Below are 19,404 nucleotides of genomic sequence, written 5' to 3'. Positions count from 1 at the left end.
ACATCGCGAGACTCATTCCATGATCATCGATTGTCACGGTCACTACACCACGTCACCGCCAGAACACGAAGCCTGGCGTACGAAGCAGATCGCCGCGCTGAAGGACGGCGTGCCCGTGCCGCCTCGTCCATCGATCAGCGACGACCAAATACGCGAAACCATCCAAAACGGGCAATTACGCGTGCAGGGCGGACGCGGTATCGACCTTACGATCTTCTCGCCGCGTGCGGCCGGCATGGGCCACCATCTCGGCGATGCAAGCGCCAACGAAGCATGGTCGAAGGAATGCAACGACCTCATTCATCGCGTGGTGTCGCTGTTCCCGCGGCAATTCATCGGCGTATGTCAGTTGCCTCAGGCACCGGGCGTCGATCCTGCAAATTGCATTGCCGAGTTGCGACGCTGTGTCGAAGAGATGGGCTTCATCGGCTGCAATCTCAATCCCGATCCTTCGGGCGGTCACTGGTCCGGTTTGCCGATGACCGACCGCCACTGGTATCCGCTCTACGAAGCGCTCGTCGAACTCGACGTGCCTGCGATGATCCACGTGTCGTCATCGTGCAATCCCAACTTTCATGCGACGGGCGCGCACTACATCAACGGCGATACCTCGGTGTTCATGCAGTTGCTGGCGGGTAATCTCTTCAAGGACTTTCCGACGCTGAAGTTCATCATTCCGCACGGCGGCGGCGCGGTGCCGTATCACTGGGGACGTTATCGCGGGCTGGCGCAAGACATGAAGCAGCCGCGTCTCGATGAGCATTTGCTCAACAACGTGTTCTTCGATACCTGCGTTTATCACCAGCCTGGCGCCGAGTTGCTTGCCAAGGTCATTCCGGCGAAGAACATCCTTTTCGCTTCGGAGACGATCGGCGCGGTGCAGGGTATCGATCCAGAAACGGGTCATCACTACGACGATACGCGCCGCTATATCGACGGCATTACATGGCTCGCGGATGAAGACCGGCAGCGTATCTTTGAGCACAACGCGCGCATTGTTTATGCGCGTCTCGATTCACAAATCGCACGTCAAAGCTCACGGCAAGGAGTCTCGCAATGAACGCCCCCGGATGGCGGCAGAATGAATCTGCCGCGCAGGCAAGTCCCGAAGTGCTCGCGGCATTGAAGTCGCTTGCGGTATCGCTTCTCTCCGACAGCATGGCTCGCAGTTCGGGCACGATAGGACTCACGCCTTATCATCGGCCAAACACGCTGGCGGGCACGGCTGTCACGGTGCGCACGCGACCCGGCGACAATCTGATGATTCATCGCGCGTTCGACTTTTGCCGCCCCGGCGACGTCCTCGTGATCGACGGCGGCGGAGAACTCACGCAAGCGTTGATGGGCGACATCATGTCGAGCTATGCAGAGAGCATCGGCATTGTGGGCCTCGTCATCGACGGCGCGATCCGCGATGTCGCTTCATTGCGTTCGCGCGATTTTCCAGTGTATGCACGCGGCGTGACGCATCGTGGGCCTTATAAGAACGGACCCGGTGAGATCAACGTGCCGGTGACGGTGGGCGGCATGGTCGTGTATCCGGGCGATATCATCGTCGGCGATGAAGACGGCGTGCTCGCCATCGCACAAGCCGATGCAGCCGATGTGATCGAGCGCGCGCGTCAGACCGAGCAAAAAGAAGCACAGGCTTTGCGATCCATCGCTGAAGGCACGTTCGACCGAAGCTGGATTGCCGCGCAACTCGAACGGTCGATGAAGGGCTGAAACAGCCGGTCGCGATCTTCTATACTCGGGCTCAACGCCGCCTCATCGCGAAGGCGTCACGTCATGAGTCCATGAAAAAGATCAAACCTGCACTGGCACTGGAACTCGTCGCCAACCTGCTGCTGCCGTGGGTTGCATATCGCCTCGCCCTGCCGCATTGGGGTAACGTCGGCGCGCTCTATGCGTCCGCCGCGCCACCACTTGCATGGAGCCTATTCGAGTTCACGCGCTCACGGCGCGTCGATGCTGTCTCCGCGCTGGTGCTGTTCGGCATTGCTCTCTCTATCGTTTTGCTCGCGCTCGGCGGTAGTCCGCGCATCCTGCTCGTGCGCGAATCGCTTGCGTCGGGCGCGACGGGCGTCGTATTCCTCGTGTCGATGCTGTTCGAGCGTCCACTGATCTTCTATCTCGCGCGCGCGACCGTCGCTCGCCAACAGAAAGGCGGCGCCGAACATTTCGAGGGTTACTGGCGCGACAGCGCAACGCTGCGCGACTCATTGCGACTCATGACGCTCGTCTGGGGCGTTGGACTGTCCATCGAAACGGCGTTGCGGTTCTGGTTAGCGTGGAACTGGCCCGTCGAACGCTACCTCGTCGTCTCGCCTTTCATCAGCTACGCAATCTATGGCAGTCTGCTCGCATGGACGTTCTGGTTTCGGGGACGACTCGTCAATCGGCAGCGTGGAGGCGATCCGTCGCGGGATGGCTTGCTTGGCTGAACGTGCTCGCGCCTGGAATTTTGCATGCCGCATACAGCATGGCGGCACCATGCATGCTGCATGCAAAACACGATTCCTTCTTTTTACCGATGCCCGGACAAACCGCCATCAAGATTTTTCCTGTGGCTGCCGTAAACATGTCGGATAACCGCGCACGACCCCGTACACGCCAGGCCCGCCCCTCGACGGTCTCCTCCGAAATGGCACGATAAGATACGGCAGCGTTCAGAACAGAACCCCGGCCTGCGCCATTGGCACTCGCTTAAACGGAGATTCCGGCGTGTCCAGTCGCCAATCCCTCACTTTCAGGATGACGGCCTTCATCGTGGCCGTCTGTGTCCTGCTGATCGGCACCGACGTGTGGCGCAGCGTTGCCGCACGGCGCGTGCAGCTCGAAGAAATGACCACGGCCACGGCCAACCTCGCGCGCGCCATGGCGCAGCATGCAAACGACACCTTCAAGGAAGCCGATACCACGCTCATTGGCATGGTCGAACGTGTCGAGCAGGAAGGCACCGAACCGGCCGCGCTCGAACGGCTGCATCGCTCGCTCGTGACGCGGGTCGAACAGTTGCCTCAACTCAACGGTCTTTTCATCTACGACAAAAACGGCGCGTGGCTCGTCAACTCGCGCCCGGCGCTCAGCCAACGTTTCAACAATGCCGACCGCGAGTATTTTGAATACCATCGCACGCACACCGGGCGCGGGCCGCATATCGGCTTGCCGGTGAAGAGCCGCTCGTCCGGCAAGTGGATCGTGCCGATATCGCGGCGCATCGATGCGCCCGACGGCAGCTTCGCCGGCGTGGCGCTCGCCACCATCGACGTGGCCTTCTTCTCGCGCTTCTACGACAGTCTCGACCTCGGCCAGGGCGGCGCGGCGGCGCTGGTTTCGAATGACGGCGCGATGATCGTGCGCCGACCGTTCGAGGACCGTTTCGTCGGTAAGAGCATGGTCGACACGACGCTCTTTCGCATGCATCGCGCCGATAGCCGCTCAGGAAGCTTCATAACCAGTTCGTCGCAGGATGGCGTCACGCGTCTGAACAGTTACCGCGAGCTCGAGGATTACCCGCTTTTCGTGGCGGCGGCGCTCTCGCGTGACGAGATCATCGCGCCGTGGTGGCGCGACACGCTTTGGCACGCGGCGGTCACCGCATTGCTGGCACTTGCGCTCGCGCTGTTCGGCTTCAAGATCGTGCGGCAGATTACGAGCCGCATCAAGATCGAGCAGGAGCTCGCGCGCAGTCTTGCCACTACCCGAACCGTACTCGATACGGCGATCAACCCGATCATCACCGTCGACGAACGCGGCGCGATTCGCTCGTTCAACACGGCGGGAGAGAAGGTCTTCGGCTATGCCGCAAGCGAACTGATCGGACAGAACATCCGCCTGCTCGTGCCGCCGGCCTGGCTCGAAACGTATAACGAATACATAACGCAATTCACTACGGGCACCGGCGTGCCCACGGCGAATGGCGAACTCGCCGGACTTCGCAAGGACGGCACGTCGTTCCCCGCTCATGTCTCCACGGGCGCGATGCAACTAGATGGCGCTTTGCATTTTGTATGCGTCATTACGGACATCTCGCGGCAAAAGAAGGAGCGCAGTGAACTCGCCGATGCGCGCGACCAGCTGTTGCTCGCGGCCGATATCGCCGAACTCGGTATCTGGTCATGGGACATCGTTACCGGGCGGCTGCACTGGACGCCGCGCATGTTCGAGATTTACGGCTATCCGCCCGAACTACTCGACCACGGATTGAATATCGAGCACTGGCAGCAGCGCATCCACCCGGACGATCGTGACGCGACGCTGCAAAGTCTGCAGGCGGCCATCGACGGAGCGCCTGTCGTCATGCCGCCCTTTCGCATCGTTCTGGCGAATGGCGCGATCCGGCGCATTCAGAGCGGACTGCGCATTCAACGCGATGCGAGCGGCCGCGCCGTCTCGATGACCGGCGTAAATTACGACGTCACCGATCAATACGAACTCGAATACCACCTGCGTCACGCGAAGGAACAGGCCGATGCAGCGAGCGCGGCCAAATCCACCTTCCTCGCCAACATGAGCCACGAGATCCGTACGCCGATGAATGCGGTCCTCGGCATGCTGCATCTGGTGCAACTGACTTCGCTCAATCGTCGTCAGCAAGACTACGTGAGCAAAGCCGAAACCGCAGCCAAGTCGCTCCTCAACCTGCTCAACGACATTCTCGATTATTCGAAGATCGAAGCAGGCAAGCTGCAACTCGACAGTCATCCGTTCGAGCCTGAAAAGCTGATGGAAGAACTCGGTGTCGTACTCTCCGGTAATCAAGGCACGAAGGACGTGGAAGTACTGTTCGACCTCGACCCGGAATTGCCCGACACGCTCTTGGGCGACGGCTTTCGCCTGCAGCAGGTGCTCATCAACCTTGCGGGCAACGCGCTCAAGTTCACGACGGCCGGGCAGATCGTCGTGAGCGTGCATGGCATCGAAGCGGTCAAAGACGCGTCGGTGCGCGTGCGCGTGGCGGTTAGCGATAGCGGCATCGGCATCAGCGCGCTTCAGCTCGAACGCATTTTCGAAGGCTTCACGCAAGCGGAAGCATCGACTACACGCCGTTTCGGCGGCTCCGGGCTCGGACTCGTGATCTGCAAACGGCTCGTCGCGATGATGGGCGGCGAACTGCAGGTAGAGAGCGAAGTGGGCGTGGGCAGCCGCTTCTGGTTCGATATTGAATTCGGCATTCAATCGGCGGTACACAAAATACAAACGGATGACATCGACTTCGATCATCCGGTGCGCCTCCTGATCGCCGACGACAACCCCATCGCGGGCGAAATCCTGTTGCGCACGGTGCGCTCGCTGGGATGGCACGCCGATGTGGTCGAGAGCGGCATCGAAGCCGTGGAACGCATCGGCGATGCGGCACGCGACAACCAGCCTTACGACATTGCCCTGATGGACTGGCGCATGCCAGGGCTCGACGGTTTGAATGCCGCACGCCTGATCCACACGATGAAAGGCCGCGCCGCGCCGCCGCTCGTGTTGCTCGTCACCGCTTTCGGACGCGAAGTGCTGAGGGAAACGCAAGAAGGCGGCGCGCCGCCCTTCGCCGGCTTTTTGACCAAGCCGGTCACGCCCAAGCAACTCGTCGCCGCGATTCGCGTGGCAAGATCGAATGCAAACGACAAAGAGGCACTGCCTGTCCCGGCAAGCGCGCCGCGCAAGCGGCGTCTCGCCGGACTCGAACTGCTCGTAGTCGAAGACAATGCGCTCAACCGGCAAGTCGCGGAAGGTTTGTTGCGCGCGGAAGGCGCCACCGTGACGCTTGCGGAAAGCGGACGTGAAGGCGTGAATGCCGTGCTCCACGGCAACGCGCGCTTCGACGCCGTTCTGATGGACGTGCAGATGCCCGACCTCGATGGACTCGAAGCCACCCGACTGATACGTGCGGATGGCCGCTTCGGCGCGTTGCCGATCATCGCGATGACGGCGAATGCATCGAATGCGGATCGCGACACCTGTCTCGCTGCGGGCATGAACGATCACGTCGGCAAGCCGATCGATGTCGAGCGGTTGGTGGCAGTGCTCAGTGCACGAGCCGTCGTGGAAGACGCGGCATCGAGTCATGCGGAAGACGATGACATCGTCGAGCCATCCGCGTCGCTGCTCGCGCGATTCGGCGGCAATCATGATCTGATTCGTAACGCGATTGATGGCTTTGGACCGCAGACCGCCAAGCATCTGACGCGGCTTGTTGCACGGCTTGCCGCGCGCGATGTTCAGGGCGTGGCTTCGGTACTGCATACGCTTAAGGGTAGCGCGGGCACTGTTGGCGCATCGGCATTGGCGAAGCTCGCTGCGCGGCTCGAAGACGATCTCAAAGCCTCAGACGATACGGCGCGCTCGCTCGCCTCCATCGACGCACAACTCGCGCGCATGCAGCAGTTGCTTGCAACGAGCGTCGAGCGCCTCACGCAAGCATTCCCGCAAAGGCATGCAAGTACGCAAGAGAAGCCGCAAATACAGCCTCTTGCCGACGAAGACTGGCGCGCGCGCCTTAACGACATTGTTGCGTTGCTCGATTCATCGAATCTTCAAGCGATTGCAATGTCCGAGAGTTTGTGGCCGCAAGCGCCGGATGACCAGCGCGTTGCCTTCGAACAATTGCTTGCGCGTGTACGCGCTCTCGACTTTGAGCGCGCATCAAGACTTGCGCGCGACATGCTGGAGCAAGACTGATATGGAAGAGCTTGAGCAATGGCTCATGCATGTGCACCGTCGTCCCAAGCTCGTGATCGCGGACGATCAGCCTGTCAATATTCGCGTGCTGTATGAACTCTTTCGCGACACGTGCGACATCTTCATGGCGACGAGCGGCGCGCAAGCTATTCAAGTCGCGCGAAACGAACTGCCCGATTTGATTCTGCTCGATGTCGTGATGGACGATCTCGACGGACACGAAGTATGCCGCCGCCTCAAGTCCGATCCGTTGACGCGCGATACACCCATCATCTTCATCACCTCGCAGGATCACGAAGACGACGAAGTCAAAGCGCTCGAACTCGGCGCCGTTGATTTCATCACTAAGCCGATCAATCCTGTCATCACGCGAGCACGCGTGCGCACGCATCTGACGCTCAAGCTGCAAGGCGACCGCTTGCGCGCAAGCGCCCTGCTGGACGGTCTTACCGGTGTCGCTAATCGACGCAAGTTCGATGAAGACTTGCTTGCGGACTGGCGGCATTGCGCACGTGAGAATTCGCCGCTTTCGTTGATCCTGTTGGATGTGGATTACTTCAAGCGCTTCAACGATCACTATGGCCATCAGGCCGGCGATGCTTGTTTAAAGACGATTGCCAAGACTTTGGGGAAGAGTCTGCGCAGGCCCTATGACAAGCTTGCGCGCTATGGCGGCGAAGAGTTCGCGTGCCTCTTGCCGAATACGAATGTCGATGGTGCCAAACTGGTCGCGCAGAAGATGCTGGACGCCGTGCGTGCGTTGGCCATTGCGCATCGCCTTTCGGACGTCGATGAGCATGTGACTTTGTCGGCGGGTGTGGCCGCGGTTTTGCCATCGCGCGAACTGCTGACCTCCGCTGTGCTCATCAAGGCCGCAGACGACGCTCTTTACGAAGCAAAGCGCGCCGGACGTGCGCGCTTCGCTCTTGCACCTTTAGAATAAATCGCAGCGATCACGCATCACGGCCTTCGCGCGAAGCCGCTGGAAACGAATGCACGCTCGCGCCGCCCGGCGATTCACGAAGCGCATTGATTTCCTCTTCGACTTTGCGCGCCGCCGTCAATGCGTTGAGCACGCGAGCCTGCAATACTGCGGGCTTTGCCGGCTTGGCGATGACATCCGCCGCACCGCTATCCAGCGTGCGCTGCTCGATTGCGACATCGCATGCTTCGACGAGTACGACTATCGGCACATGCGGATGCGAGGCTTCCAATTGGCTCAAAGTTTCGTCGATACCATTTTCGCAGCAACGTGAATCGAGCACGATCGCGGCGGGCGCATGGCGGCTTGCAAGAACCAGCGCGGATTCGCAATCGGCCACGATGTCCAGCGCGCCGATCGCTTCGAGCGCGTCGCGATGCGCATCGGCTGTATCGTCCGCAAGAATGCCCACGACATAGATGCTCGCTGCCTTGCGTTGAACCTGCGGCGTTGTGTCTGCGCTCACAGCTTGCGTCCGTGCTTCCGTCACTCGGCGGCGCAAGCGCAGTTGAGCACGCACACGTGCCTGCAGTCGTGCAGCAACCAGCGGCTTGATAACGTAGTCGGCCGCGCCCATGCGAAAAGCATCGACCTCTAACGCGGGCGCGTCATGACTCGTCACGAAGATGACGGGCACGTGTGCAAGCTTAGGATCGCGCTTAAGAACCTCGCAAACGTCGAAGCCCGTCATGTTTGGCAGATTGGCGTCGAGCAAAATCAGGTCGGGGATTGATTGACGAGCGAGCGTCAAGGCCGCTTCGCCTGTCATGGCAAAGCGCTGATCAGGAAATTCCGCAAGCATTTCGCCCACGATGCGAATCATGGCCGGATCGTCCTCGACGAACAGCAAACGCGGCTGGCGAGAGGATGCAAGGGTGCTGAGCTGATCCATTTTCTGACTGGTATTCATCGGGCGGGCACACTCCACGACGTTACGCCTTGCCTTCGAAAATTCTGGTGTCTGGCAGACGAGTTCATTTGAGAATACAAATTATCCGATATTTCCGCTAAGGCTCAAACCAGCGTTAAAAATTCGTTCACCCGATGCGGTTCCTGAAACCAGTAAGTAAAATGTACGGCGTGTTTTCAACGTTTGCCCTTGCTCCGACAGGGCCGATCGGCAGTGCGCAAGCGTACAGACACAGATCGCAAACCGCATCCGCAAATTTTTCTCTTTCGTTTTTAATCGATTTGTACAGATCAATGCAAACATTCAAAAACGCGTTATCGTTTGCGGGGCGTTTAAGCTCTTAGGAATAAAGCGCATACTAGCGGCATATACAAATAAGATGAGAAAAGCCATGCACGGGGAAAACAGGACGCTTTATTATGCCGGGCGCACCGTATCGGAAGAACTTTCCGAGCGTTTGCATGCTCGCGGCTGGACGATTGAGCAAATCGATCCCGCCAAGCCACCTAAAGCCGCCCGTCATGGCAAGCGCGCTGCCGCCGGCATTGTCGACCTGACTAAACGCGGGCTCGCAAAAGATACGGCCGTTGTCGCCGAATTGCTTGCACTCTGCCAGATTGGCTGGGTTGCAACGGTCGACGCCGAGCATGTCGAGAATCCCGAGATCTGTCGGCTTATCCGCGACTTCTGCTTCGATTACGTGACCGTGCCTTCATCGGCGGATCGCATAGTCGATGCAGTCGGTCATGCGTATGGCATGGTCGCCTTGCACGATACGGCAAGCAGCGCGACCGGCAACGAGTCGCGTAAGGACGATGGCAAGGAAGGCAGCATGGTCGGTTCATGTGACGCCATGCAGGCGCTTTATCGATCAATCCGTAAAGTCGCCATGACGGACGCACCGGTGTTCATTTCCGGCGAATCAGGCACCGGCAAGGAATTAACGGCGGTTGCAATTCATGAACGCTCGGTACGTCGCGATCAACCATTCGTCGCAATCAACTGCGGCGCCATACCACCGCATCTGCTTCAATCCGAATTGTTCGGCTACGAGCGCGGCGCATTTACGGGCGCAAATCAACGCAAGATCGGCCGTGTGGAAGCCGCGGATGGCGGTACGCTCTTTCTCGATGAAATCGGCGATCTGCCCCTCGAGAGTCAAGCGAGTCTCTTGCGCTTTCTTCAAGAACGCAAAATCGAACGTCTTGGCGGCCAAACCTCGACGGACGTGGATGTGCGCATCATTTCGGCCACGCACGTCGATATGCAAACCGCGATGATCGAAGGCCGTTTTCGCGCGGACTTATACCACCGTTTGTGCGTCTTGCAGATCGACGAGCCCCCTTTGCGCGTACGCGGCAAGGATATCGAACTGCTCGCCAATCATATGCTCGATCGCTATAGAAAAGATGCGAGCCGACGCTTGCGTGGCTTCTCGCCGTGCGCCATCGCGGCGCTTCACAATTACGGCTGGCCGGGCAATGTGCGTGAATTGATCAATCGCGTGCGTCGCGCCATTGTCATGGCGGAAGGACGTCAGATTCTCGCTAGCGATCTCGAACTCGGCGAATACGCCGAAGCTGCGCCGACGACGCTTGCGCAAGCACGCGAAGCCGCAGAGCGGCAAGCCATTGAAGTCGCACTCTTGCGTCATCGCGGCCGCTTGGGTGAAGCGGCCGATGAGCTGGGCATTTCGCGAGTCACGCTTTATCGTATGTTGACGGCTTATGGTCTGCGCGCTAAAGCAGATCGCACGCTTGAGGCATCGAGCGCTTAAGACGCACGAGGCGAAGACTAATTAAAGCGTCGGTCGAGCGCTGCCAGTAAGTGCTGCGAGAGCCGCGTCGCGCGGCCCTGAATCGCTCGATCCGATAATCTCGACAACGCATACGACGCCGCCAGCACCGCCGTCAGCGTGGCGCCGTATAGCGCCAACGCTGTCTCGTCGCTTGTCTCCTTGAACCTTCCCTCAAAGAAATGGAAGGTCACGTAGACACAAATGAAATGCCAAAGATAAATGCCGTAGCTCTCACGGCCTAACGCGGCGGCACAGCGGCGGATCATCGACAGGCTTTGTGTCTTGCGCATGATAGGCGGCGCACTTGCTTTGTGCGCGCTGCGCGTGCAAACGAACAGCAGGAAAGCTACGGCGCTACATGCCGCGAACAACGGTGCGAGGGCATGAGCTTTAGCGAGCCATACGCCGAGCATCGCGGTCACGATGGCAAAGCCAAGCGCCAGCGAAGCGTAGAGGTACGACTTAAGTCGCGTCACTCTTTCGTCGCCCGTCAAGTGCGAACGAAAGGCATACCACGCCCACATGCCAACGATGAAGCACGGTCCCTGCACGGGCGGCCAGAAGTAACTGTACGAGTTGTTCGTCACATCGCAATCGAGCACGCCGTGGCATTCGCTCATCGATGTAATGGCAAAGGAAAGCGCCAGCAGTATTACGGTGGCGAGGAGCAGACGCTTGCGATTCATCGCCAGGAAAAACAATAGCGGTGCAATCAAGTAGAAGAGCATTTCGACGCCAATAGACCATCCTCCCGGGACCACGTTATTGATGGCCGTTGGCGAGAGCGCATGCAGGAAAAGCATGTTGAGGAGGATATCGACCGGACCATGCACGCCGAGCACCCAGGCGTGTTCGTAACCGGAGCGCGTCGCCCCGTAACTGATAAGGCCGTAAATGACGATGGCCGCATAGTAAAGCGGAGCGATGCGAAAAAAGCGCTTGATATAGAAGCGTAGCGCGACGTGGCGCGCGTCGACACATCGCGCGTGGTCCATTTCGAGGGTCATGAAGATCGTGATTGCGCTGATGACGAAGAACAACTGCACGCCGTACTGCCCCATGTGCGTCAGCAGCGTCACCGCTCCCGGCAGATTGGGGAACTGAAACGATAGATGTACTGCGACAACCCCGACAATCGCGAGCGCACGACCAGCGTCGAGTGCGGCAACGCGTCCTTGCTGCATCGATATCCTCCTTGTATGCATAGCGGCCTTCACAGCCGCGAGGTGCGTGGACATAGATGACTTCAACGAGTTCCCTGATTTCTCCAGCGCGCGCAATTCGATACATGCCGAAACACCTTTGCGTAAATGTGGCCGGTGTCGTTGTTGACGGAAAATTGTTCGAGTTGAATATGTCTTAGCGGCATGTCTGCGATTCGCGACGATACTAAAAAATCATCGAGATTACATCGCGATTAAATCGTTGCAACCGCTTAACAGTAAAACGTTTTAGCGGGAAATGTTGCTTGCTGATTGCCGCTCTCAGCCAGGCTTTGTCCGCCAATGCCGCTCGAATCCGCCAGATGGGTGCGTCGAAGCGCCTGTATCGCGCCAACGAATGAAAGCATGATGTATGCTCCACCACGTAGACTAAGGTTGGCGGCTAGCACATCTGATGGACCTCGGCGCGATTGCTAGTGATTTCTTCAAATTTAGTCTCAATTTCGTATCGCTTGTTGTTCTCTCAGTAAGCGGCAGCGAACAAAGGTGAAAGCACCTTTCGCGTAAAGTTCAACCGTGTGCTGCGTGTAAAAGACTTCAAAAAAATCAAAGTCGGCAAGTTCAGCTAGACGTCGAGGGCCATGGGGGCGCTTTGTGCGAGACCGTACAGAACGCTGTTTTGTGTGCTGTTTCACTGTTGAAGCTTTATTCCAGTGATATGCATTTCTTTCTTTGAGCGGGGCGACAAGGGAGATGACATCGTTATCCCAAGCGCAATGCGAGGGCTTTTGGAAGGACGGATTTCTTCGTCTTGAGAAAGTTGCGGAGCATGCGGAAATTAAGACCTTGCGTACAATTGGCGACCGCCTGCTGCGCGAAAAGGCGGGATTCAAGCAAGGCATGCTGTTCGACTTTTATCCGGAAGGTGAGGGTCCGGACAAGCCTAAGCTCGCGCAATTGCATGGTCCGTCGCATTTCGAGCGAAGCCTCATGGAGAGCGAGCTGAATCGGCGCGTGCAACGTGTCGCCATGCAACTGCTCGGCCCCAAGGCACGCTTCGTGAGCGACAGCTTTTTTCATAAGCCCGCTCATACCGAGGCCGTGACACCCTGGCATCAGGATGAAGCATTCACCGACCCGCGCATCGAACATCGAGAGGTGAACTTCTGGTTCCCCTTGCAGCCGGTGTCGCTGACCAACGGGTGCATGCAGTTCATCGCCGGCTCGCATATTGGACCCGTGCTTCCGCATGGCCCCATTGGCGGCGATCCGAGCACGCATGGCCTTGAATGCGTCACGGGCTTTAATGCTGGCGAGGCGGTCGTTTGTCCGCTCGAACTCGGCGACTGCACCATTCATGCGGGACGTACGCTGCATTTCGCGGGTCCGAATCATTCGGATGCACCGCGCTATGCGTATTCGATGGTGTTTGGCTTGCCGCGACGGGCATCGAAAGAAGTCCGCAGCTTTCCCTGGAACGACAATCGCCGTCTTTCACGGCAGGCGCGTGTGAACGACTCCAGGACGCGAGACAGCTTTTGGCCATATTTGTCCCGCAAGGTGCGCGAGTTCGACTACACCAATCCTTATGAATGGCGGCTCGGCGCCGAACGAGTGGCGCGTCTTATCAAGGGTAAGCGCACTGCCGGTTGAGTATTAGAAGCATCAGGTAAAGAGGACGCGTGCGGCAGTCTAAAAGCCGAACGCGTCCTGCCTGAGAAATCGCAGAATCCGGTTAGCCACCGTGACCGGCTGTTCTTGCTGTACCCAATGCCCGGCACCTTCAATCATATGCACCGCGCGGAAATTGCTGCATGCGCGCATGCGCATCGCTTCGTATTGGCCAGGTCGCTGATACACGCCCCAGTCGCTACTTCCAGCAATGAAACATGCAGGCACGTCTATCGTGCTGCCTGACCATGTCTTAAGCGCGGCCGTGTGAGCGTCGCTAGTCGCGCAGCGATACCAGTTAAGCCCGCCTTGAAAACCGGTGCGCGAATATTCCCCCGCATAGACGTCGAGATCGCGTTCCGGCATCCATGCGCATGATGCGATCTGCTCCTCCGAAGGCATATGCGGTGCGACCGTCTCATGCATGCTCTTATCTTTCTCCATCACATAGTAAGTCGGCAACGTAGCGAGTTCTTCCGCGCTCAACGCCGCTAAAGGATGAGGATGATTTTCCGGCCAGTCCGCACTCTTCACGTGAAAATAAGCGCGCAGAAATGCGGCCATGCCTTGCGGCGCGTGCCACATGTCTTCATTCGCATCGGCACCCGAGTAATACCATTGATAGTGCTTACGGGGCGGGTCGAGCGCGTCTAGCGCCGCCAAGACAGTGGCCATCTCGTTCAATGCCGTATCGCCCGCCTCATGCAGCGCATGTTCCGATGCGGTGCCAAATGGAAATGTCGGCGGCCCCGCAAACGGCGCGCTAAGCATGACCACCGACCTGAAGACATCCGGCCTGATCAACGCGCACCAAGCTGCTACGGGCGAACCAAAATCATGGCCGATGACCGCTGCCACGCTGTGATAGCCCAAGGCACTTATAAGCCCAAGCACGTCCCGCACGAGATTTGGAAAATTGAAGTCGTCGAGATCCGTATCGAACACAGCCGCCGCGCCCGTGGTACGCCCGTAGCCGCGCTGATCGGGCGCGACGACATGATAGCCGCCATTGGCAAGCGCCGGCATCACCTTGCGCCAGCTAAAAGCAAGCTCGGGAAAGCCATGCAAGAGCACAATGCATGGTCTGCCCGGCGTTTCGAAACCTGCTTCCAGCACGTGCATGGAGAGGCCATTGCCGTTGTCGATCAGACGTGAGCGGATGCCATCGGGCAACGGCAGATCCTTCAACGTTTCGGTCATGCATGGCTCCTGTCGAGTTCGGAGCCATTATGCTTCATGCCGCGAGGGCCGCGTTGGCGTCAGCGCTAGAGGATCGAATTACGTTTGCCGAGCCGCTCGAGCGGAACGTCATAAGTCTCCCGCATCGAAAAGATGGACACTGCGGACAACAGACACACCAGCACCGCGAATGCAGCCGGCATGACCCACGACGCCGTACCGTATTTACCTATGAGCGCGGATTCCACTAGCGGCGCAAACCCGGCCACGGCGAAGCCAAACTGCGTGCCGATCGCCATGCCGGAAAGGCGGACTTGCGTCGGAAAGCGTTCCGCGTATGTCGCCGGCCACACGGCATTCGTGATGCTATAAGCGAAGCCGCCGAGCACTACTCCCGCTGCAAAGACGAGCGCATTGCTCCCCGTCGTGATCGACCACAAAAAGATCACGACGCTAACTGCGCACAGCAAGTTTCCCGCAATAAATACAGGTCGTCGGCCGATACGGTCGGATAGCGTGGCCCATAACGGAATGGTGAAGACCGCGATGAAGTTAGCGACGATAGCCGTCCACAGCATGACCGAAGTGCTGATGGGTTGCGCCTGTGCGCGCGAAAACGAAAGCGCAAACACGGCGAACGTCGTGCCAATAGACGCAATGAGCGCGGCAAAGAAAACCTGTAGCAATTCCTTGCGATAACCCGTAAGCAGCGTCTTGAGCGGCATAATCGGCACCTCGCCATGCGAGGCTTCGCTTTCGAAGGCGGGCGTCTCTTCGAGTCGGCTGCGCACGATAAAGCCAACGATCACCACCGCCACACTCAACCAGAAAGGCAAGCGCCAGCCCCACGACAGCAATTGGTCTTCAGGTAGCAAAGCCGCAAGCGGCAACACTACGGCGGGCGCAAGCACCTGACCGCCCTGCGTCCCACTTAAAGTCCAACTCGTGTAATAACCCCGACGATGCGCGGGCGCGTGCTCGAACGACATTGAATTTGCCCCGGCTTGTTCCCCTGCTGCGGAGATGCCCTGCAAGATTCGCATCAACACGAGTAGCGCAGGTGAGAGCAGTCCCGCGGTCTGATAAGTCGGCAAGCATCCCACTAAGAACGTCGAGAGCCCCATCAAGAGCAAGGTGCCGACCATCACGACCTTTCTGCCAAGCCTGTCACCGTAGTGGCCCATGAGGAAAGAGCCTAAAGGACGTGCGGCATAAGCCACGCCAAAGGTCGCCATCGATGCAAGCGTCGCGGCGGTCATGTCGCCGGGCGGGAAGAATATCTTTGGAAAGACGAGCGCGGCGACAGTGCCGTAGATAAAGAAGTCGTAGTATTCGAGCGCGCTGCCGATCCACGCCGCGATTGCGGCCTTTCTGGCATGCTTGCCGCCTGGCACGCCCGATGATGTCGTCTCCGAGGTTCGACCAATCGTTTCTGTCGTCATGTTGTCTCCGTGTTTTTTTATGGAAGTCGAAGCTTCTATCGTGCTACGCGAGCGCTCGTCTCAAGAAGGCTTTGACAAGCATGTTGTACGAGTATCGCGCGTTTAAGCGGATTGGTTTCGCGCTTAAGCGGCACTTCGACTGCTAGCGGAAGGTTATCGGGCAACACGGCAAGCAGCGCGCGTAAGGGCAAATCCCCTTCCCCGGGCAACAACCGATCTCCACGTGCCTCTGCAACGATGTCAGCGGGAGACGCCATTGGCGCATCACAAAGCTGAACGCTGCCGATGATTTGCGGATCAAGCGCCGCGACCTCTTCCACCGTTCCGCCTGAACGAATGAGATGAAGCGCGTCGATCAGAACAAACGCATTGGGCTTGCCAGAGGACAGCACGATATTCACAGCATCGGCTAGACGCGCGACAGGACGCCATAGCATGAACTCGACATCGAGCGCCAAACCGAATGGCGCCGCGAGATCGCATAATGCGCTGAAGCGATCGATGACGCGTGCGCGGTCGGTATCGTCGATATTCACGCATGCACGGTGTGCTCCAAGTTCCGCGCCTGCCTCGAATGTGCCTTCATAGTCACCAACGGAAGTGTTGGCCGCAAGAGTAATCACTTCGATATCGGTCACCTTCACGTCGAGCTCATGCAGCAAGCGCTTGGTCGAACGCAATTCAGGCGACCTCGCAAGCAATGGATACTCGATACCGCCGTGCACGGGTGAGCAAAGACGAATGCTGATCGCTCGAAAGCCAGCGCTCGCCGCCAATTCGATAAGATCTGGCGGGCCTACGTCCAGTACCGTGAGATGAGCGAGCGATAGAGGTTTCATCAATACGTTGCCCTTCCACCCGTCAAATCGAACGCCGCGCCGGTGGAAAACGAGCATTCCTCCGTGGCGAGCCATGTCACCATCGACGCAACTTCGTCTGGACGACCTGCGCGTCCTAGCGGAATCTTGGCAAGCACGAAGTTGCGTGCATTCTCGGTCATGCCGCGCAGCATGTCGGATTCGATTGCCGCGGGCGTCACGCAGTTGACGCGAATCTCGGTATCCGCGAGCTCCTTGCCAAGCGACTTCGTCAATGCGATCACGCCTGCCTTCGACGCGCCATAAGCACCCTGGTTCGGGTTGCCCTCCTTGCCCCCGACCGACGACAGGCTCACGATACGTCCATGCCGCGCGCGACGCAGGTAAGGAAGCACTTCGCGGCAACAAATAAAAACGCCCGTGAGATTGATGTCGAGTACGCGCCGCCATGCGTCGATCGAATATGTCTCTACTGGACCGATATCTCCATTGATACCCGCAGCGTTGATCAACACATCGATCGATGCGAAGCGCTTGTGGGCTTCCTGCGCCGCGTTGGCTACACTGGCGGCATTCGTCACATCTACATGAGAAGCGAACGCCGCGTGAGCCTGCTCGGCCTTGGAAAAGGCAGCCTCGCTGTCGATATCCCAAAGCACGACCTTCGCACCCGACGCAACGAAGCGCTCAGCAATCGCATATCCGATACCACCAGAGCCGCCGGTGATGACACATACACGGTCCTGCAAATCCAGTTTGTTCATGGTCCCTTTGCGATAGAAATCACTCGAACCGATACTAAGGACAAACGCTGGCTTTGTCGTATGCTGAATTTCCTTTAAGCTATAACTTTTAGTTAAGCTGTACGGCGAACCGATGCGCTTCAAACTCCGCCATATGGAAGTCTTTCGCGCGGTCATGCTCACAGGCTCCATCAACGCGGCAGCCAAGTTGCTCTACGTATCGCAGCCTGCAGTGAGCAAGCTCGTGTCTCACATCGAGACGACACTGGACCTGCGCCTGTTCGAGCGCTCCAAGAGCCGCCTCGTTCCCACGGCCGAGGCACATGCGTTATTCAGGGAAATCGAGCAGGTTTATCAGGCTGCCGTGCGCGTGGATGAATTCGCGCGCGCGCTTTCGCTAGGGCCGTCGAGCCTGTTGCGCGTCACTTGCAGTGCATCGCTCGCAATGAGCGTCGTGGCTCCCGCGCTCGTCGATATCAAGGCCAAGCTGCCTGCACTGACCGTAGGCTGGCAGACCACACTAATGGCGGACATGCCGATGGAAATCTTGAGCAAGGAAGCAGAGGTCGCCGTTGCCGCAATGCCGGTCACGCACGAACATCTGGAAAACGTTTCGTTCATGTACGGCAGCATGGTTTGCGCCTTGCCAAGGGGGCACAGACTTGAAGCGGCATCGGTCGTGTCGCTTGCCGATCTGGTAAGCGAACCCGTGGTGCTGTTCAAGCGAGACATTCCGTTTGGAACCGTGATCGCACAGACGTGCCAGCAAGCGGGCGTCGAACTCAAGTCGACAATCGACGTGATGCGCGCCGATCAGGCACTAGCGCTCGTCGAAGGCGGGCTAGGCGTGACCATCGTCGATGATTTCGCCACGGCAGGCACAGCTCTCACCATACGCCCGCTACGCGAACACATACATTTGACGGCAAGCTTCGTTTATTCGCGCTTTGCGCCGCCATCGCGCAACGCGGTTCTATTCATGCAGGCAGTCTATAAGAATGCGCAGCGCCTAGGCCGCGCCATTCCCGATGCGCGTGTCCCCGGTTAAGCGACGACGCGCTTGACGCCAAGCGCCAAACCGCTGCACGCTTTAACATGAACGAAACGCAAAAATCTCTTACTTACGGAATCAAGCCATGACCACGTCATCTTCTCGCCGCCGCGCCGCCTTTCGCGAACTGGTCAACGCGCGCCGCGCACTGCTGTTACCGGGCGCTTTCAACGCGATGAGCGCACGCGTGGCCGTCGACCTCGGCTTCGAAGCAATTTATATAACCGGCGCAGGCGTTACGAATATGTCGCTAGGACTGCCCGATCTTGGTTTCATCAGCCTCGCGGAAGTCGCGGAACATACCTCTCGTATTCGCGATGCCGTCGATGTTCCGCTCATCGTCGATGCGGATACCGGCTTCGGCAATGCACTCAATGTGCGCCACACCGTACGCACGCTCGAGCGCGCTGGCGCGGACGCCATTCAACTCGAAGATCAGGTGATGCCTAAGAAATGCGGCCATTTCGCGGGTAAGAACGTGGTCTCGACCAGCGAAATGGTCGGCAAGATCCACGCCGCGGTCGACGCACGCGAGGACGCGAATTTCCAGATCATTGCACGCACGGATGCCTGCGCGGTGGAAGGCTTCGACCGCGCCATAGAGCGGGCGCGCGCATTTGTCGAAGCCGGGGCCGACATTCTTTTCATCGAGGCCATCGAGACGCCAGAGCAAATTGCCTCGCTAACCGAACTCGTCGAAGCGCCGCAACTCATCAATCTCGTCATCGGCGGAAAGACGCCGGTAACAGCGCGAGAGGACCTCGAGCGCCTTGGCTTTAGCCTCGTCCTTTATGCCAACGCCGCGCTGCAAGGCGCCGTGCGTGGTATGCAGACGGCGTTGTCGGCACTAAAGACACAAGGCCGTCTCGATGAAGATCCAGGCGTAGTTGCACCTTTTTCGGAACGTCAGCGGCTCGTGAACAAGCCGCTGTATGACGAGCTGGACCGCAAATACGCAGCCGATTAAAGGCT

The 19,404-nt window shown here is 58.6% G+C and carries 15 protein-coding genes; 9 read left to right on the top strand and 6 right to left on the bottom strand.

Annotated features, from left to right (window positions below):
• Positions 1 to 19 precede the first annotated feature (19 nt).
• The 5 genes from ACYQ47_RS15110 (at position 20) to ACYQ47_RS15090 (ending at position 7,618) form a co-directional block, all read left to right on the top strand.
• Complete coding sequence (locus ACYQ47_RS15110) at positions 20 to 1,060, top strand: amidohydrolase family protein (protein WP_459905841.1); 1,041 nt, start codon at positions 20 to 22, stop codon at positions 1,058 to 1,060.
• On the top strand, positions 1,057 to 1,725 hold the full coding sequence (locus ACYQ47_RS15105) for an RraA family protein (RefSeq protein WP_250467980.1): 669 nt from the start codon (positions 1,057 to 1,059) through the stop codon (positions 1,723 to 1,725). Before ACYQ47_RS15110 ends, ACYQ47_RS15105 begins: the two co-directional genes overlap by 4 nt.
• A gap of 71 nt (positions 1,726 to 1,796) precedes the next feature.
• A complete protein-coding gene (locus tag ACYQ47_RS15100; protein WP_459905840.1) occupies positions 1,797 to 2,444 on the top strand; it encodes a VC0807 family protein in 648 nt (215 codons plus the stop codon).
• A gap of 310 nt (positions 2,445 to 2,754) precedes the next feature.
• Positions 2,755 to 6,675 (top strand): response regulator, encoded by a 3,921-nt coding sequence (locus tag ACYQ47_RS15095; protein ID WP_459905929.1) that lies wholly within the window; start codon positions 2,755 to 2,757, stop codon positions 6,673 to 6,675.
• Position 6,676: 1 nt separating this feature from the next.
• Complete coding sequence (locus ACYQ47_RS15090; RefSeq protein WP_459905839.1) at positions 6,677 to 7,618, top strand: diguanylate cyclase domain-containing protein; 942 nt, start codon at positions 6,677 to 6,679, stop codon at positions 7,616 to 7,618.
• 10 nt (positions 7,619 to 7,628) lie between these two features.
• Here ACYQ47_RS15090 and ACYQ47_RS15085 read toward each other — a convergent pair whose 3' ends face one another.
• Positions 7,629 to 8,549: a response regulator gene (locus tag ACYQ47_RS15085; protein WP_250527257.1), complete on the bottom strand. Its 921-nt coding sequence runs from the start codon at positions 8,547 to 8,549 to the stop codon at positions 7,629 to 7,631.
• 409 nt (positions 8,550 to 8,958) lie between these two features.
• Here ACYQ47_RS15085 and ACYQ47_RS15080 point away from each other — a divergent pair, with 409 nt between their 5' ends.
• Entirely contained in the window at positions 8,959 to 10,344 is a 1,386-nt protein-coding gene (locus ACYQ47_RS15080) for a sigma-54 dependent transcriptional regulator (protein WP_250510551.1), read from the top strand.
• A gap of 17 nt (positions 10,345 to 10,361) precedes the next feature.
• Here ACYQ47_RS15080 and ACYQ47_RS15075 read toward each other — a convergent pair whose 3' ends face one another.
• Complete coding sequence (locus tag ACYQ47_RS15075; protein ID WP_459905838.1) at positions 10,362 to 11,549, bottom strand: acyltransferase family protein; 1,188 nt, start codon at positions 11,547 to 11,549, stop codon at positions 10,362 to 10,364.
• Between the two features lie 732 nt (positions 11,550 to 12,281).
• Here ACYQ47_RS15075 and ACYQ47_RS15070 point away from each other — a divergent pair.
• Complete coding sequence (locus ACYQ47_RS15070) at positions 12,282 to 13,181, top strand: phytanoyl-CoA dioxygenase family protein (protein ID WP_284503899.1); 900 nt, start codon at positions 12,282 to 12,284, stop codon at positions 13,179 to 13,181.
• A 39-nt stretch (positions 13,182 to 13,220) separates the two neighbouring features.
• On the opposite strand, the gene ACYQ47_RS15065 is transcribed toward ACYQ47_RS15070, so the two are convergent.
• The 4 genes from ACYQ47_RS15065 to ACYQ47_RS15050 all read right to left on the bottom strand — a co-directional run bounded on the left by ACYQ47_RS15065 (position 13,221) and on the right by ACYQ47_RS15050 (position 17,402).
• A complete protein-coding gene (locus tag ACYQ47_RS15065; RefSeq protein WP_459905837.1) occupies positions 13,221 to 14,399 on the bottom strand; it encodes an alpha/beta hydrolase in 1,179 nt (392 codons plus the stop codon).
• A gap of 65 nt (positions 14,400 to 14,464) precedes the next feature.
• Positions 14,465 to 15,820, bottom strand: coding sequence for an MFS transporter (locus ACYQ47_RS15060; RefSeq protein ID WP_459905836.1), 1,356 nt, complete (start codon positions 15,818 to 15,820; stop codon positions 14,465 to 14,467).
• 35 nt (positions 15,821 to 15,855) lie between these two features.
• Positions 15,856 to 16,659 (bottom strand): sugar phosphate isomerase/epimerase family protein, encoded by an 804-nt coding sequence (locus ACYQ47_RS15055; RefSeq protein WP_459905835.1) that lies wholly within the window; start codon positions 16,657 to 16,659, stop codon positions 15,856 to 15,858.
• Complete coding sequence (locus ACYQ47_RS15050) at positions 16,659 to 17,402, bottom strand: SDR family oxidoreductase (protein ID WP_459905834.1); 744 nt, start codon at positions 17,400 to 17,402, stop codon at positions 16,659 to 16,661. The genes ACYQ47_RS15055 and ACYQ47_RS15050 overlap by 1 nt, the downstream gene beginning before the upstream one ends.
• Positions 17,403 to 17,514: 112 nt before the next feature.
• Between ACYQ47_RS15050 and ACYQ47_RS15045 the strand changes: the two genes are divergently transcribed.
• Entirely contained in the window at positions 17,515 to 18,429 is a 915-nt protein-coding gene (locus tag ACYQ47_RS15045; RefSeq protein WP_250510547.1) for a LysR family transcriptional regulator, read from the top strand.
• Positions 18,430 to 18,517: 88 nt separating this feature from the next.
• Entirely contained in the window at positions 18,518 to 19,399 is an 882-nt protein-coding gene (locus ACYQ47_RS15040; protein ID WP_244831307.1) for an isocitrate lyase/PEP mutase family protein, read from the top strand.
• Positions 19,400 to 19,404: the final 5 nt, after the last annotated feature.

Source organism: Caballeronia sp. HLA56 (assembly GCF_054655155.1).
Note: the sequence above shows the minus strand (reverse complement) of the source record. Positions and strands in the feature narration are given on the sequence as shown.